Origin of the sequence: Nocardioides sp. Root190 (assembly GCF_001428565.1) — a bacterium.
Lineage (GTDB): Bacteria > Actinomycetota > Actinomycetes > Propionibacteriales > Nocardioidaceae > Nocardioides.
The window spans coordinates 313,862-328,468 of record NZ_LMIA01000012.1 but is presented as its reverse complement, the minus strand read 5'-3'; the positions used below and the strand labels follow the sequence as shown (position 1 = coordinate 328,468).

The 14,607-nt window shown below is 71.9% G+C and carries 13 protein-coding genes; 9 read left to right on the top strand and 4 right to left on the bottom strand.

Features of this window, described 5'->3' with window-relative positions:
- The first annotated feature begins 86 nt into the window (after positions 1 to 86).
- From ASE01_RS20025 to ASE01_RS20000, 6 genes are read left to right on the top strand one after another with little or no spacing between them, the layout of a single operon-like run.
- Positions 87 to 3,140 (top strand): M4 family metallopeptidase, encoded by a 3,054-nt coding sequence (locus ASE01_RS20025; protein ID WP_056756604.1) that lies wholly within the window; start codon positions 87 to 89, stop codon positions 3,138 to 3,140.
- 36 nt (positions 3,141 to 3,176) lie between these two features.
- Positions 3,177 to 5,228 carry a primosomal protein N' gene (locus ASE01_RS20020; protein ID WP_056756602.1) on the top strand — a complete coding sequence of 684 codons (2,052 nt, stop codon included), beginning with the start codon at positions 3,177 to 3,179 and terminating at the stop codon, positions 5,226 to 5,228.
- Positions 5,229 to 5,274: 46 nt separating this feature from the next.
- Complete coding sequence (def, locus tag ASE01_RS20015) at positions 5,275 to 5,820, top strand: peptide deformylase (RefSeq protein WP_056756599.1); 546 nt, start codon at positions 5,275 to 5,277, stop codon at positions 5,818 to 5,820.
- Positions 5,817 to 6,743 (top strand): methionyl-tRNA formyltransferase, encoded by a 927-nt coding sequence (gene fmt / locus ASE01_RS20010; RefSeq protein WP_056756598.1) that lies wholly within the window; start codon positions 5,817 to 5,819, stop codon positions 6,741 to 6,743. Before def ends, fmt begins: the two co-directional genes overlap by 4 nt.
- On the top strand, positions 6,740 to 8,062 hold the full coding sequence (locus ASE01_RS20005) for an RsmB/NOP family class I SAM-dependent RNA methyltransferase (RefSeq protein WP_200958919.1): 1,323 nt from the start codon (positions 6,740 to 6,742) through the stop codon (positions 8,060 to 8,062). The genes fmt and ASE01_RS20005 overlap by 4 nt, the downstream gene beginning before the upstream one ends.
- A gap of 46 nt (positions 8,063 to 8,108) precedes the next feature.
- On the top strand, positions 8,109 to 9,125 hold the full coding sequence (locus ASE01_RS20000) for an LLM class flavin-dependent oxidoreductase (protein WP_056756591.1): 1,017 nt from the start codon (positions 8,109 to 8,111) through the stop codon (positions 9,123 to 9,125).
- Positions 9,126 to 9,135: 10 nt separating this feature from the next.
- Here the strand turns inward: ASE01_RS20000 and ASE01_RS19995 are convergent, their stop codons facing one another.
- The 3 genes from ASE01_RS19995 to ASE01_RS19985 are packed head-to-tail and all read right to left on the bottom strand — an operon-like array spanning position 9,136 to position 11,236.
- The gene (locus ASE01_RS19995; RefSeq protein ID WP_056756588.1) at positions 9,136 to 9,951 is read right to left on the bottom strand and encodes a hypothetical protein; all 816 of its coding nucleotides are present in this window, start codon (positions 9,949 to 9,951) and stop codon (positions 9,136 to 9,138) included.
- Positions 9,948 to 10,469: a SigE family RNA polymerase sigma factor gene (locus ASE01_RS19990; RefSeq protein WP_082606249.1), complete on the bottom strand. Its 522-nt coding sequence runs from the start codon at positions 10,467 to 10,469 to the stop codon at positions 9,948 to 9,950. The genes ASE01_RS19995 and ASE01_RS19990 overlap by 4 nt, the downstream gene beginning before the upstream one ends.
- Positions 10,470 to 10,516: 47 nt before the next feature.
- On the bottom strand, positions 10,517 to 11,236 hold the full coding sequence (locus ASE01_RS19985; RefSeq protein ID WP_056757022.1) for an AAA family ATPase: 720 nt from the start codon (positions 11,234 to 11,236) through the stop codon (positions 10,517 to 10,519).
- 58 nt (positions 11,237 to 11,294) lie between these two features.
- Here ASE01_RS19985 and ligD point away from each other — a divergent pair, with 58 nt between their 5' ends.
- Both ligD and ASE01_RS19975 read left to right on the top strand, forming a co-directional pair.
- Positions 11,295 to 12,269: a non-homologous end-joining DNA ligase gene (gene ligD, locus ASE01_RS19980; RefSeq protein ID WP_056756586.1), complete on the top strand. Its 975-nt coding sequence runs from the start codon at positions 11,295 to 11,297 to the stop codon at positions 12,267 to 12,269.
- Positions 12,270 to 12,278: 9 nt separating this feature from the next.
- A complete protein-coding gene (locus tag ASE01_RS19975) occupies positions 12,279 to 13,484 on the top strand; it encodes a kynureninase (protein WP_056756584.1) in 1,206 nt (401 codons plus the stop codon).
- Here ASE01_RS19975 and ASE01_RS19970 read toward each other — a convergent pair.
- Positions 13,474 to 13,674 (bottom strand): hypothetical protein, encoded by a 201-nt coding sequence (locus ASE01_RS19970; protein ID WP_056756581.1) that lies wholly within the window; start codon positions 13,672 to 13,674, stop codon positions 13,474 to 13,476. The two genes, ASE01_RS19975 and ASE01_RS19970, sit on opposite strands and share 11 nt — an antisense overlap.
- Positions 13,675 to 13,786: 112 nt before the next feature.
- Here ASE01_RS19970 and rpe point away from each other — a divergent pair, with 112 nt between their 5' ends.
- Positions 13,787 to 14,452: a ribulose-phosphate 3-epimerase gene (gene rpe, locus ASE01_RS19965; protein WP_235536113.1), complete on the top strand. Its 666-nt coding sequence runs from the start codon at positions 13,787 to 13,789 to the stop codon at positions 14,450 to 14,452.
- The last annotated feature ends 155 nt before the right edge of the window (positions 14,453 to 14,607 follow it).

Sequence of the window (14,607 nt, the reverse complement as noted above, 5' to 3'; positions counted from 1 at the left end):
AGGACCATTCAAACGGGCGATTCGACCGCCGACGCGCTGCAGGGGTGGAAGCATGTGCGGACCCCCCAAATGCTCGAAGGACTCCCATGCGTCGCGTTCTTGCCCTGGCCTGCGCCAGTGCCCTGTCGGTGAGCCTGCTGGCCCAGTCGCCATCCGGGTCGGCCGCCCCGGACCCGGACGATGGCGAGAGGCTCCTGCGCTCGGACGCCGATGGTCCGTTGCGGATCGAGCGCTCCGGCGCCGATACGACCTTCGTCGGAACGCCGGTCGGGACCGACGTGGACAATCCGACGGTGAGTCGCGGCACCTCGGTCTCGGCGGCAGCGCGGGCACACCTGACCCGGTACGGGGGTGCCGTCGAGGCCGACCGGTCCGGAACCGGCCTGGTCGAGACGGGCAGTTCGGAAGGCGCCGGCGGAGGTGACGTCGTTCGGTATCGCCAGGAGATCGCCGGCGTGCCGGTCCTCGGCGCCGAGGTCGTCGTCAGCGTGGGGGCGGACCGCGAGCTCACCTCGCTCAACGCCAATCTCTCCAGGTCCGCAGGCGTCCGACCAGCCGCCGTCACCGAGAGCATGGCGCGCGATGTCGCCGAGGGAGTGCTCCGCAGGTCTGGGATCAGCGATGTCCGTGCCGCCGACCAGGGTCGCTGGATCCTCGACCCGGCCGCGGTCGGACTCGATCCTGCCATCGGGGTGCGCGGGGTCTGGCGGTTCGAGGTGCGCTCGGGTGATCACGTTCGACGGCTCGTTCTGGTCGACGACCGGTCCGGCGACGTCGTCCTCGACATCGACCTGATCCAGGGCATCGACCGGATCGTGTGTGACCAGGCCAATGTCCGGACCAATGTGGTGGCGTGCTCCAGCGCCGCCGCTGTGCGCACCGAGGCTCCGGGCGGTTCCTCGACGGCAGACGTGGAGGCGGCCTTCCAGAACGCCGGAGCGGTCTCTGACTTCTACCGTGAGGTGATCGGCCTCGACCTGACCACGGCGATCGGGTTGCCGTCCGCGCAGGGCAGGAAGCTCGCGTCAACGGTTCGGGTGTGTGTCACCGGGCCGGACTCCTGTCCGTACGACAACGCCTTCTGGAACGGGCAGGCGATGTTCTACGGCGAGGGCTATGCCGCGGCGGACGATGTCGTCGGTCACGAGATGACGCACGGCGTGATCGAGCGGACCTCCGGGCTCCTGTACTGGGACGAGGCGGGTGCGATCAACGAGTCGCTCGCCGACATCGTCGGAGAGCTGGTCGACCATCGCAATGCCGGGCCGGGGGACAGCCCGACTGACTGGCAGCTGGGCGAGGACCTGCCGGGCGGTGCGCTGCGTGACATGGCGGACCCGACCCTGCATCACCAGCCGGACCGCATGACGAGCCCCCGGTGGGCGGCTGATCCCAGCTACGAGGACAGCGGTGGCGTGCACACCAACTCCGGCGTCGGGAACAGGGCCTTCCAGCTGATCTCCCAGGGCGGCACGTTCAACGGCCGCACGGTCACCGGGATCGATGCGGGCGACCCGACACTGCTGAAGTCAGCGACGCTGTGGTTGCACACGATGGCCGCGATCACGGCGTTCACCGAGTACGCCGACCTCGCCAACGTCCTCGACCAGACCTGCACCGCGCTGATCGGCCACCGCGGCTTCACGGCATCGAACTGCACCGCAGTCCGCTATGCCGTCGCGGCGACCGAGATGGCGCTGCCCCCGGCCACCGACCCGGTCAAGGACGCCCCGCGGACCTGCCCGGCCGGCAGCCATCCGAGGACCCTTCTCGACTCCGAGTCGGGCGCCGACCAGGCCTCCCTGTTCGGGCCGGCGGCGGGGTGGGGCAGGACGCCGGAAACGGTGGTCAACTCCGCCTACGGCGTCAGCGCCTACTCCGGAGACACTGCGTGGGTTGCTGCCGACCCCGCCACCCCGGTCACCCGCGCGCTGCTCTCGGCGGCGCCGGTGGTGGTGCCCGAGGGCCAGTCGACCTACCTCGCCTTCCGGCACTGGCACCTCTTCGACTTCTCGATCGATCCCTCGAACGGCGTCGGGTACTGGTGGGACGGCGGGACCGCCGAGATGACCGCGGTCGACGGCACTGTCTACCCATTGTGGGACCACCCCTGGGACTTCGGGCCGACCCGGACGCTCCAGGCTCCCAACGCGGGCCGCCGGGCGTTCGGCGGCAGCAGTCGGGGATGGGTCGGGAGCAGGGTCGACATCACCGCGTTCGGCGGGATGTCGGTCCGTCCGACCTTCACGATGAGGACGGACTCGTCGTACGGCGCACCGGGCTGGTACCTCGACGACATCCTGGTCTACACCTGCGACCGGACCCTGGCCGTTGACGTCGCGCCTGTCCTCCCGGACGCCGCGCCGCATGTCGGCCTGCCGTTGACCGTGTCCGAGCCCACCTGGAACCTGCCGGGGGCAACGACGAGCCACCAGTGGCGCCGCAACGGCGTACCGCTGGCGGGCATGACGCAGGCGACGTACACACCGGTCCCTGCCGATGTCGGCACGAGGCTCAGCGTGGTGGTGACCGGGAAGCTGGACGACCAGGTCGTCCCGCTGGTGGTGACGGCCTCCGCCGACGTGGAGACCGACGCCGTGCCGCTGACCATCGTGTCCGCGCCGACCCTGCCGGCCACGGCCCCTCGCGTCGGCAAGGTGTACGCGGTGACCGCCCCCATCTGGAACGACCCGGGGACGATCACGACCTACCAGTGGCGCCGCGACGGCGTCGCCATCGCCGGGCGGACCCTGAGGACGTACACACCCGTCGCTGCCGATGCGGGCAGGCGGCTCAGCGTCGTGGTGACCGGGATACTCGCCGACCAGAGCGTCCAGCTGACCGCGACCTCCGGCATCGTCGCCCGAGGGCTCCTCGTCGCTCCGAAGACGGCAGGCCTGAGTGGCACGCCCCGCGTGGGCCGCCGCCTTGCCGCTGTCCGCGGTACGTGGGCACCGAGCCCGATCACCTACAGCTACCGCTGGTTCCGTGGATCGAAGGCGATCACGGGCGCGACAGGGTCCAGCTACCTGCTGCGGAAGGGGGACAAGGGTTTCCGGATTTCGGTGCGGATCACGGGTTCGAAGTCGGGCTACACGGCGGTGACGCGTACGTCGGGATCGGTCCTGGTCCGCCGCTGACCTCACCCATCGGAGGTCGCTGGTAGAACTGCGCCCATGACGCCCACCCCCGACGAGCCGGCACTCGACCTGCCCGGTCTGGTCCGGGACAAGGTGGCCGAAGGTCGGGTCAAGGCGGCCGCGACTCGTGCCCGCAAGGTCGCCGAGGCGGAGATCGCGACCGTGGATCCGGTGGCCCACGTGGTGCTCGACCTGCCGCTGGCCCACCTGGACCGGACCTTCGACTACGCGGTGCCGGTGGCGATGGCTGAGGGCGCGGTGCCCGGCGCCCGGGTCAAGGTGCGCTTCGGCGGCCAGGACGTCGACGGGTTCGTCCTCGACCGGGCGGCCGCCTCGGAGCACGACGGGCGGCTGGCACCGTTGAAGCGACTGGTGAGCCCCGAGCCGGTGCTGAGCCCGGCCGTCGCAACACTCTGTGAGCGGGTGGCCGAGCGCTACGCCGGCGTCAGCTCCGATGTCCGTCGCCTCGCGGTCCCGACGCGGCACGCCACGACGGAGAAGGCGCCGTCCGAGCCGGAGGCACCCCTTCCCGAGACTCCCGGCTGCGAGGAGGCCTGGTCGCCCTATCCCGCCGCCGCGCCGTTCATCGCCCACCTTCGCTCCGGTGATGCGCCCCGTGCCGTGTGGAGCGCGGGACCGGGGGAGGACTGGCCGGCGCTGCTCGCCCACGTGGCGGCAGCCACGCTCGCTGCGGGTCGGGGGACGGTGATCTGCCTGCCCGACCACCGCGACGTCGCCCGCGTCGATGCGGCGCTCACGGCGGTCCTCGGTCCTGGCCACCACGTCACGCTCCAGGCCGAGGCCGGGCCTGCAGCCCGCTACAGGGACTTCCTCGCCGTCAGCCGCGGCACCCGACGCATCGTGGTGGGCACCCGCTCCGCGGCGTTCGCGCCGGTCGCCGACCTCGGCCTGGTGGTGATCTGGGACGACGGCGACGACCTCCACGCGGAGCCGCGGGCGCCGTACCCCCACACCCGGGAGGTCCTGCTGCTGCGCGCCGAGGGGGAGGACGCCGCCGCACTGGTCGGGGGCTTTGCCCGCAGCGTCGAGGCCGACCAGCTGCTCCGCACGGGATGGGCCCGCGAGATCGCCCTGCCCCGCGAACGTCTCCGGGAGCGGGCGCTGGTGGCCATCACCGGCGCGAGCGACCACGCCCTGGAGCGCGACCCGCATGCCGCGACCGCACGCGTCCCCCGCGAGGCGTACGACGCCCTGCGCTGGGGTCTCGAACGCGGCCCGGTCCTGGTCCAGACCCCCCGGGCCGGCTACGCGGTGCGGCTCGCCTGCGAGCGGTGCCGTACGCCCGCCCGCTGTCGTGCCTGCGCCGGTCCGCTGGAGCTGGCCGGTCCCACGGCTCCTCCCCACTGCCGCTGGTGCGCGACCGAGGCGCCCGACTGGTCGTGCCCGGAGTGCGGCGCCACCGGACTGCGGGCACCGGTCCTGGGTGATGCCCGCACGGCCGACGAGCTGGGGCGCTCCTTCCCGTCGGCGCCGGTGGTGACCTCCTCGGGGGACCGGATCCGTGCGACGGTCGACGGTGCGCCACGCATCGTCGTGGCCACTCCCGGCGCCGAGCCCGTGGCCGAGGGGGGCTACGCCGTGGTCGTCCTCCTGGACACGTGGTGGGCACTGGGCCGCGACAGCATGCGCGCCTCGGAGGAGGCGCTGCGGCGCTGGTGCAACGCGATCGGCCTGGTGCGACCGGGCGGGCGCGCACTCGCCGTCGGAGACCCGACCCAGCCCACGATGCGGGCCCTGGTCCGCTGGGACCCCGCCGGCTTCGCAGCCCGCGAGGCCGAGGAGCGATGGGCCGCCCGGCTCCCTCCGGCGGCGCGGGTCGCGACCCTCACCGGCTCCCCGGGGGCGCTCGACGACGTTCGCGCGCTGCTGGCCCTGCCCGAGGCGGCGGAGGTGCTCGGACCGGTGCCGGTTCCCGGCGGAGCCGAGTCCGAGGACGAACGTCTGGTGGTGCGGGTGCCACGGGCCAACGGGGTCGAGCTGGCCCGCGCGTTGGCCGAGATGCAGCGCCTGCGCTCGTCGCGCAAGCTGGAAGCTGTCCGGGTCCAGGTCGATCCCTGGGAGCTGTAGGCCGCCGGGAATCGGGGTCCGCCGCGTGCCTCAGTAGGCTTGGCCGGTGGCCATTCGACCCATCCGCCTGTTCGGCGACCCGATCCTCCGCAAGCCCGCGATCGAGGTCGTCGAGTTCGATGCCGAGCTGCGTCAGCTGGTCGGTGACCTGACCGACACGATGCTCGACGCTCCCGGTGCCGGTCTCGCCGCGCCCCAGATCGGTGTCGGGCTCCGCGTCTTCACCTGGTTCGTCGACGACGAGGTCGGTCACCTGGTCAACCCGAAGCTCGAGCTCTCGGCCGACACCCAGGACGGCCCGGAGGGCTGCCTGTCCCTCCCGGAGCTCACCTACGACTGCCTGCGGGCCCTGTCCGTGGTCGCCACCGGCTTCGACATGCACGGCGACCCGCTCCGGATCGAGGGCTCCGAGCTCCTGGCCCGCGCGATCCAGCACGAGACCGACCACCTCGACGGGATCCTCTTCATCGACCGTCTCGACGACGTCGGACGCAAGTCCGCGATGCGCGAGATCCGGGAGTCGGAGTGGTTCGGTCTGGAGAAGCCGACGATCAAGCTCTCGCCCCACGCCACCGGAGGGTTCGGCCGATGAGGCTCGTCTTCGCCGGCACGCCCGAGGTCGCCGTCCCGGCCCTCGACGCCATCGCCGCCTCGCCCCACGAGCTCGTCGGCGTCGTCACCCGCCCCGACGCTCCGTCGGGACGTGGTCGGAAGCTGACCCCGAGCCCCGTGGCGCAGCGCGCCGAGGAGCTCGGCCTGCCGGTGCTCAAGCCGACCCATCCTCGGGACCCCGAGTTCCAGGAGCAGCTCCGGGCGCTCGAGCCGGACTGCTGCCCGGTCGTCGCCTACGGCGCCCTGATCCCGCGCAGCGCTCTGGACATCCCGCGGCACGGCTGGGTCAACCTGCACTTCTCGGTCCTCCCGGCCTGGCGCGGAGCCGCGCCGGTCCAGCACTCGCTGTGGGCGGGCGACGAGTACACCGGAGCCACCACGTTCCGCATCGTCGAAGCGCTGGACGCCGGCCCGATGTTCGGCGTCATGACCGAGCGGGTGCGCCCGACCGACACGGCCGGTGACCTGCTGACCCGCCTGGCGGAGGGCGGTTCCGAGCTGCTCGTCGCGACCCTGGACGGCATCGAGACGGGAACCATCGAGGCACGCGTGCAGCCGGAGGACGGCGTCAGCCTGGCGCCGAAGATCTCCGTCGAGGACGCGCGGGTCGACTGGTCCGAGCCTGCCATCGGCGTGGATCGCCGGATCCGCGCCTGCACGCCCGGCCCCGGTGCCTGGACGACCCTGGACGGGGAGCGCGTCAAGCTCGGCGCGGTCACCCTCGAGGAGGGCGCGGACGACCTCGCTCCCGGGGCGATCCGGGTCGGCAAGAACCATGTCCTGGTCGGTACGGCGAGCGGAGCGGTCCGCCTCGGCGAGGTCAAGGCGTTCGGCAAGAAGCAGATGGGCGCCGCGGACTGGGCCCGAGGCGTGCGACTGCCCGACACGGCGCGGTTCGAGTGAGCAAGCAGGTCGATCCGGCCCGCCTCGCGGCCTTCGAGGTCCTCAAGGCGGTGCGGGTCGACGACGGTTACGCCAACCTGCTGCTCCCCGCCGCCCTGCAGCGGCACGCACTGACCGGTCGCGACGCGGCCTTCGTGACCGAGCTGGTCTCGGGCACGATCCGGCGACAGGGCACCTACGACGCGATTCTCGGCGCCTGCATCGACCGCTCACTGGCCAAGGTCGAGGCCAAGGTGCTCGACGGGCTCCGGCTCGGGACCCACCAGCTGCTGGCGATGCGCGTCCCCACCCACGCAGCCATCGACACGACGGTCACGCTGGTGCGGGACCAGGTCAGCCAGGGTGCGGCCGGGTTCGCCAACGCCGTCCTGCGCAAGGTCGCCGCGCAGGAGCTCGATGCCTGGATCGCGCAGGTCGCGCCCCGCAACCTCGCGGTCTCGCACAGCCACCCGCAGTGGGTCGTCGACGAGCTGAAGCGCGCGCTTCGGGACTCCTCCAAGGAGCTGCCCGCCCTGCTCGAGGCCGACAACCTCGCGCCCCGGGTCACCCTGGTCTCGCGGCCGGGGCGTTCGGAGCGCAGTGAGCTGCCGGGCACCCCGACGTCGTACTCGCCCTATGGTTCCGTGCTCGACGGTGGCGACCCGGCCGCTGTGCCGGCCGTGGCCCAGCGGCGCGCCGGTGTCCAGGACGAGGGCTCCCAGCTCGTGGCGATCGCTGCGGCCCAGGCACCCGTGTCGGGCCGCGACGAGGTCTGGGTCGACCTGTGCGCCGGCCCCGGCGGCAAGGCCTCGCTGCTCGCCGCTCTGGCGTCCCAGCGCGGCGCCCGCCTGCTCGCCGTCGAGCGCCACCACCACCGCGCCCAGCTGGTACGCCGTGCGGTCGGCCGGGATGCGGGCGTGCTCGTCGTCCAGTCCGACGGCACGCGGTCCCCGCTCGCGGACGGTTCCGTCGACCGCGTGCTGATCGACGCTCCCTGCACCGGTCTGGGTGCCCTGCGGCGCCGACCCGAGGCGCGCTGGCGTCGTACACCCCGGGACCTGAAGGACCTGGTCCAGCTCCAGGGCGCGTTGCTCGCCGACGGGTTGCGCGTGCTGCGGCCCGGGGGAGCGCTGGTCTACGCGACCTGCTCGCCGCTGCTGGCCGAGACCTCCGAGGTCGTCGCGTCGGCACTGGAGACGTCCGGCGCGGTCATCGACGACCTGCGGCCCGTCCTCGGCGAAGTGCCCGATGCCGATGGCCCGCTGCCGGGCACCGTGCAGATGTGGCCGCACCGACACGGCACCGACGCGATGTTCATCGCGCTGCTCCGCAAGCCCTGAGAACCCGTCTGCGGAATGAACCGAGAAGGTTGACAGTTCAACCATCATGAAGAAGATCGGGTTCCTCTCGTTCGGGCACTGGACGCCCGGGCAGCACTCGCAGACGCGGTCGGCGGCCGACACGTTGCTGCAGTCCATCGACCTGGCCGTCGCAGCCGAGGAGCTGGGTGCCGACGGGGCGTACTTCCGTGTGCACCACTTCGCCCGCCAGCTGGCGAGCCCGTTCCCGTTGCTCGCTGCGATCGGCGCCCGGACCAGCCGCATCGAGATCGGCACCGGCGTGATCGACATGCGCTACGAGAACCCCCTCTACTTCGTCGAGGACGCCGGCGCGGCCGACCTGATCTCCGGCGGGCGACTGCAGCTCGGCATCTCCCGAGGGTCACCGGAGCAGGTGATCGACGGCTGGCGCCACTTCGGCTACGCCCCCGCCGAGGGCGAGACCGAGGCCGACATGGCCCGCCACCACACTGAGGTCGTGCTCAACGTGCTGAAGGGCGAGGGCTTCGCCCAGCCCAATCCCCGCCCGATGTTCGCCAACCCGCCCGGACTGCTGCGCCTCGAGCCGCACTCCGAGGGCCTGCGCGACCGGATCTGGTGGGGTGCTGCGTCCAACGGCACCGCCCGCTGGGCCGCTGGCCTCGGCATGAACCTGATGAGCTCCACGCTCAAGGAGGACGAGGGCGGTCAGCCGTTCCACGTCCAGCAGGCCGAGCAGATCCGGGTCTTCCGGGAGGCGTGGACCGAGGCAGGTCACGCGCACGAGCCCCGGGTGTCGGTGAGCAGGTCGATCTTCCCGCTCGTCTCCGACGAGGACCGGATGTACTTCGGCGGGCGCCCCGACGGTGACCAGGTCGGCCAGATCGACGACATGCGTGCCATCTTCGGCCGTTCGTTCGCGGCCGAGCCGGAGGCGCTGATCGAGCAGCTGCGCGCGGACGAGGCGATCGCCGAGGCGGACACCCTGCTGCTGACCGTCCCGAACCAGCTCGGCGTCGACTACAACGCCCACGTGATCGAGTCGATCCTGACCCACGTCGCGCCGGCGCTCGGCTGGCGCTGAGCCCGAGACGTCAGTCGACCCAGGCGAGCGAGTGGCCCAGCTGGCGGACCTCGGCGTTCGTCGTGCCGTCACCGCCCTGGACGGAGATGAAGATCCCGTCGTGGTTCTCGCTCGTCCAGACCGCGGACGTGTCGCCCTTGTCGGTGGACCCCAGCCACACGGCTCGATCGGCGGCGTCGCGGATGACGAGGGATGCACCGCCGCCGTCGTCGGCGGTGCAGGATGCCTTGTCGTCGACGAGGAACCACTCACAGGTCCAGCCCGCGCCGACGGTGACCGGCGCTTCGTCCACCGACCCGAGCATGCCGAGCGCGCCGGCGTCGGCCATGGACACGGCCACGGTGATGCCGGGCCAGTCGGTGGACAGGCTGCCCCAGCCGCCGGAGAGCCAGTCCTGGAGCGGGACGAGGGGGCCGGTGACGACCGCCACGAAGCCCGTCCCCGCGCCGGGGAGGCTGCTCTCGCCCATCACGAAGGCCCCGGTGTCATCGGCCGCGATGGTCCCGGTCAGGCCGTTGCCGAGGTCGAGGACCTGGCCGACCGCCAAGGAGGGCGCGGCCGGGCTGGTCGCGGCGAGACCGGGCTCCTCCACGGCACTCGGTGCGGTGCCGCCACCGGCGAGCAGTGTGCCGCCGACGCCGATCCCGGCGACCGCCGCAGCGCTGCCCAGCACCATCGAGGCCGTACGCCGTCGGCGGAGTCGCACGCCGGCGCGGAGCGAGGCGGTGGCGAGGTGCTCGAGGTCCGGCTGCTCCGAACGCATCCGCTCGCGCAGGGCCGGGCCGAGGAGGGTGTCGTGGTCGTTCATGGGCTCGTGGTCGTTCATGGGGAGGTCCTCTCGGGGACGTCGATGAGGGGGCGGAGACGTTGCAGCGCACGCCGTGCCCGGGTACGGACGACCGACTCGGTCAGCCCGAGGTCGGCAGCCGTCTCGGCGACGCTGCGGTCCTCCCAGTAGCGGAGGACCACGACAGCGCGGTCGATCGGCGGCAACGTGGCGAGCGCGGTGAGCAGGTCGACGCGGGCTCCGGGGTCGACATCGGGTCGGCTGTCGTCGGTTCGGGTGTGCTGGCGGACGTCGTCGGTCGGCCGCTCCGTGTTGCGGCGCAGCCGGCGGTGGGACAGGAACGTGTTGAGCAGGGTGGTGCGTGCGTAGGCGATCGGGCTGTCGGTCGTGCTCACCCGCCGCCAGTGGACGAACACCTTGGCGTACGTCGACTGGGTCAGGTCCTCGGCGAGGTGGTGGTCGCCGGTGAGCAGCATCGCGGCGTGGTGGAGCTGCGTGCCGGTCTCCCGGACGAAGGCGGTGAACGCCTCCGTCTGCCTGTCTGCCTTCACACCCATCAGACGCTCCGGGGCCGGGTGCGCGTGACAGGTGACATCGGTTTTCCTCAGTCCAGCACGTGGCGCAGGTAGCGGCGGGGGTCGTCGAGGTAGCGGCGCCAGTGCTGGACGAGCTCGAGCTCCTCCCACGTCGTGTGCCGCAGACCCCAGTCGCCGACCTCGAGGATCGTGGCACCCGGCATGGAGGCGAGGACCGGTGAGTGGGTGGCGCACAGGACCTGGCCGCCGTCGGAGACGACGTCGTGGAGGCGGGCGATGAGGCCGAGCGTGGAGGAGAAGGAGAGCGCGGCCTCCGGCTCGTCGAGGCAGTAGAAACCGGGGGAGTCGAAACGGGTGCGCAGCACCTCGAGGAAGGACTCCCCGTGACTCATCTCGTGGAAGGCCGGGTCCTTCGGTCCGCCGTGGTCCTCGGCGAAGGTGTACCAGCCGTGCATCGTCTCGGCGCGCAGGAAGAACCCCCAGCGTCCCGTCCCGATGCCCCGCTGCAGGGTGAGCGCGGTGTGCAAGGGCGACTCGGTCGCCCGGGTGGAGTGCAGGCCGTAGCGGGTGCCGCCCTCGGGCGAGAGACCGTAGGCCACCGCGATCGCCTCGACCAGGGTCGACTTGCCGGATCCGTTCTCGCCGACCAGGAAGGTCACGCCGGGAGCCAGGTCGAGCCCGCGCCGGACCACCTGGTCGACGGCGGGGACCGTCATCGGCCACTCATGGGGGTCGAGCCGGCCGCGATCGGCGGTGACCCGGACGACGGGTGGCTGGTCGAAGTCCACGCTGTCACCGTAGCCGCGAGGTCCGACCCGACTGGTGTGGAACGGATAGGGTCGCGCCATGGCGTCCCCGGCGGTGGAGATCGAGGTCGAGAGCCGGGTAATCCGGATCAGCAACCCCGACCGGATCTACTTCCCGCCCCACCCGATGCTGAAGAACGGGGCCACCAAGCTCGACCTCGTCGAGTACTACCTCTCCGTCGGCGAGGGGATCGTCAACGCCCTCCGGGAGCGGCCGTGCATGCTGCACCGCTTCCCGAAGGGCCTCGAGGGCGAGAAGGTCCATCAGAAGAGGCTCCCCGGCGGTGCGCCCGACTGGGTGGAGACCGTCGAGCTGTTCTTCCCGCGCTGGAAGCGCACGGCCGACGAGCTCTGCGTCACCGAGCTCGCCTCGGTGATCTGGGCGGTGCAGATGTCGACCGTCGAGTTCCATCCCTGGAACAGCCGCCGCGGTGCCACCGAGATCCCCGACGAGTGGCGCATCGACCTCGACCCGGGTCCGGAGTCGTCGTACGACGACGTCCGCAAGGTCGCCCACGTCGCCCACGAGGTGCTCGACGAGCTCGGAGCGGTCGGCTACCCGAAGACCAGTGGCAACAAGGGAATCCACGTCTACGTCCGGATCGAGCCGGAGCTCGACCACAAGGGCGTACGCCGCGCCGCACTCGCCTTCGCCCGCGAGGTCGAGCGTCGGGCCCCCGAGCTCGTCACCACCGCCTGGTGGCGCAAGGACCGCGACCCGTCGGCGGTGTTCATCGACTACAACCAGAACGCCCGGGACCACACGATCGCCGCGGCGTACTCCGTGCGGGGCCTGCCCGACGGTCGGGTGTCGACGCCGATCCGGTGGGACGAGATCGACGACGCAGATCCGCGTGACTTCACGATCCTGACCGTGCCGAAGCGCTTCGCCGAGATCGGCGACCTGCACCACGACATCGACGACCACGTGTTCGACATCGCGCCGCTCGTCGCCTGGGCCGATCGTGACGACGCGGCGGGGGAGTCGACCCCGTCGGAGGGGGACGCGGAGTAGGTTCGGCGGGTGACCCTCGACGCCGCGGCCCTGGACGCCGCCGACCCGCTGGCCGCCCATCGTGACCTGTTCGTGGGGGCGTCGTCCCCACTGGTCTACCTCGACGGGAACTCGCTCGGGCGACCGCTGCGGGCCACGGCCGACCGTATCGCCTCCTTCGTCACCGACGAGTGGGGCGGACGCCTGATCCGCGGGTGGGACGAGCGGTGGTTCGAGCTCCCGTTGTCGCTCGGTGACCGACTCGGTGCGGCGACGCTCGGCGCTGCCGCCGGACAGACGGCGGTCGGCGACTCGACCACCGTGCTGCTCTACAAGCTGGTGCGGGCCGCGGTCGCCGCACATCCCGACCGCCGCGAGATCGTCATCGACCGCGACAACTTCCCGACCGACCGCTTCGTCGTCGAGGGCATCGCCGCCGAGTGCGGCCGCACGGTCCGCTGGCTCGACGTCGATCCCGCCGGAGGGATCACCCCCGAGGGCCTGGCCGCTGTCGTCGGGCCCGACACCGCTCTCGTCGTGGTCAGCCACGTCGCCTACAAGTCGGGCTGGCTCGCCGACGTCGCCGAGCTGGCCCGGATCACCCGCGATGCGGGTGCCTGGATCCTGGTGGACCTGTGCCACTCGAGCGGGTCCGTGCCGGTCGCGCTGGACGACTGGGGCATCGACCTCGCCGTCGGCTGCAGCTACAAGTACCTCAACGGTGGCCCCGGCGCGCCTGCCTTCGGCTACGTCGCCCAGCGGCACCTGGACTCCGACGCGTTCGCGCAGCCGGTGCAGGGCTGGATGGGTGCGGCGGACCCGTTCGCGATGGGACCTGCCTACGCCCCGGCCACCGGCATCCGGCGCCTGCTGAGCGGGACGCCGCCGATCCTCGGGATGCTCGGACTCGAGGACATGGTCGACCTGCTGGGCGAGGTCGGCATCGAGGCGGTCCGGGCGAAGTCGGTCGCCCTCACGTCGTACGCCGTGGACCTGATCGACCGCGACCTGCCCGAGGTCGAGCTGGTGTCCCCGCGCGACGCCGCGCTCCGGGGCGGACACGTCACGATCGCCCACCCGAGGATGCGCGAGGTCACCGGCGCGCTCTGGGAGAACGACGTGATCCCGGACTTCCGCAACCCGGACGGCCTCCGGATCGGACTGTCCCCGCTGTCCACGTCCTTCGACGAGGTCGCGCGCGGGATCGCCGCGATCCGCGACGAGATCAGGCGCTGAGGGGCGGCCGCAGCGCCTCGCGCAGGACGCGGGCCTGCTTGTGGAGGATGACCGCGGCGAAGCCGTTGCCACAGGCGTCCTCGTGTTCGGCCTCGCGGTCCCAGGCGTCGGCGAGCTGGTGGGCGACCTCGATCGGGTCGGCCTGCTGGGCGGCCGCGCGCTTGCGGGCCTCGCTGTTCATCATCGGCATGATGTTCCATCTCCTCGGAACCTCCGTCGGTCCCTGATCCCATGATCGGCCGATGTCCGGGCCAGCGCAGTGGAATCGCCGATCTCCCCGGACGTCCCTAGAATCGTGGCCCGTGGGCCACATCCAGATCACGCCGTCGATCCTCAACTCCGACTTCGCCCGTCTCGGCGAGGAGGTCGCCCGGATTCCCGGAGCCGACTGGGTCCACGTGGACGTAATGGACAACCACTTCGTCCCCAACCTCACCTTCGGTCCGACGATGGTCGAGGCGCTCGCCCGGGTCAGCCCGGTGCCGCTGGACGCGCACCTGATGATCGCCGACGCCGACGACAACGCCCTCGACTACGTCGATGCGGGCTGTGGCTCGGTCACCTTCCACGTCGAGGCGGCCAAGGCGCCCGTGCGGCTGGCCCGCGAGATCCGCGCCGCCGGCGCCCGGGCCTCGATGGCCCTCAAGCCCGCCACGCCGATCGAGCCGTACGAAGACCTCCTCGCCGAGCTCGACATGGTGCTGATCATGACCGTCGAGCCGGGGTTCGGCGGCCAGAAGTTCCTCGACCTGTGCCTGCCGAAGATCCGCCGGGCGCGTGCCCTGATGGACAAGCACGGTGTCGAGACCTGGTTGCAGGTCGACGGCGGCGTCTCCCTCGAGACCATCGAGCGGTGCGCCGAGGCCGGTGCTGACGTGTTCGTCGCGGGCTCGGCCGTCTACTCGGCCGAGGACCCGGACAAGATGGTGGCTGCCCTGCGCGACAAGGCTGCTGCCGCCCGGGCCTGAGCAGGCGACTCGCCGATGGCCTCCTGAGGAGTGCACAAAACAGCTCACTGACGGCGGGGGGTTGTCAGCGACCGCGGGTCGGTCTGACAAGTCGGCGCCTGTCAGGCGTCGGCAGGAGGGCAGCCCCTTCCCCCGCGGTCGCTCGGGGACCCACC

What these genes read in the sequence shown, in the direction of transcription:
- ASE01_RS20025 (WP_056756604.1), top strand. Translation starts at nt 87, where the DNA reads ATGCGTCGCGTTCTTGCCCTGGCCTGCGCCAGTGCCCTGTCGGTGAGC.
- ASE01_RS20020 (WP_056756602.1), top strand. Translation starts at nt 3,177, where the DNA reads ATGACGCCCACCCCCGACGAGCCGGCACTCGACCTGCCCGGTCTGGTC.
- fmt (WP_056756598.1), top strand. Translation starts at nt 5,817, where the DNA reads ATGAGGCTCGTCTTCGCCGGCACGCCCGAGGTCGCCGTCCCGGCCCTC.
- ASE01_RS20000 (WP_056756591.1), top strand. Translation starts at nt 8,109, where the DNA reads ATGAAGAAGATCGGGTTCCTCTCGTTCGGGCACTGGACGCCCGGGCAG.
- ASE01_RS19995 (WP_056756588.1), bottom strand. Translation starts at nt 9,951, where the DNA reads ATGAACGACCACGAGCCCATGAACGACCACGACACCCTCCTCGGCCCG.
- ASE01_RS19990 (WP_082606249.1), bottom strand. Translation starts at nt 10,469, where the DNA reads ATGGGTGTGAAGGCAGACAGGCAGACGGAGGCGTTCACCGCCTTCGTC.
- ligD (WP_056756586.1), top strand. Translation starts at nt 11,295, where the DNA reads ATGGCGTCCCCGGCGGTGGAGATCGAGGTCGAGAGCCGGGTAATCCGG.
- ASE01_RS19970 (WP_056756581.1), bottom strand. Translation starts at nt 13,674, where the DNA reads ATGCCGATGATGAACAGCGAGGCCCGCAAGCGCGCGGCCGCCCAGCAG.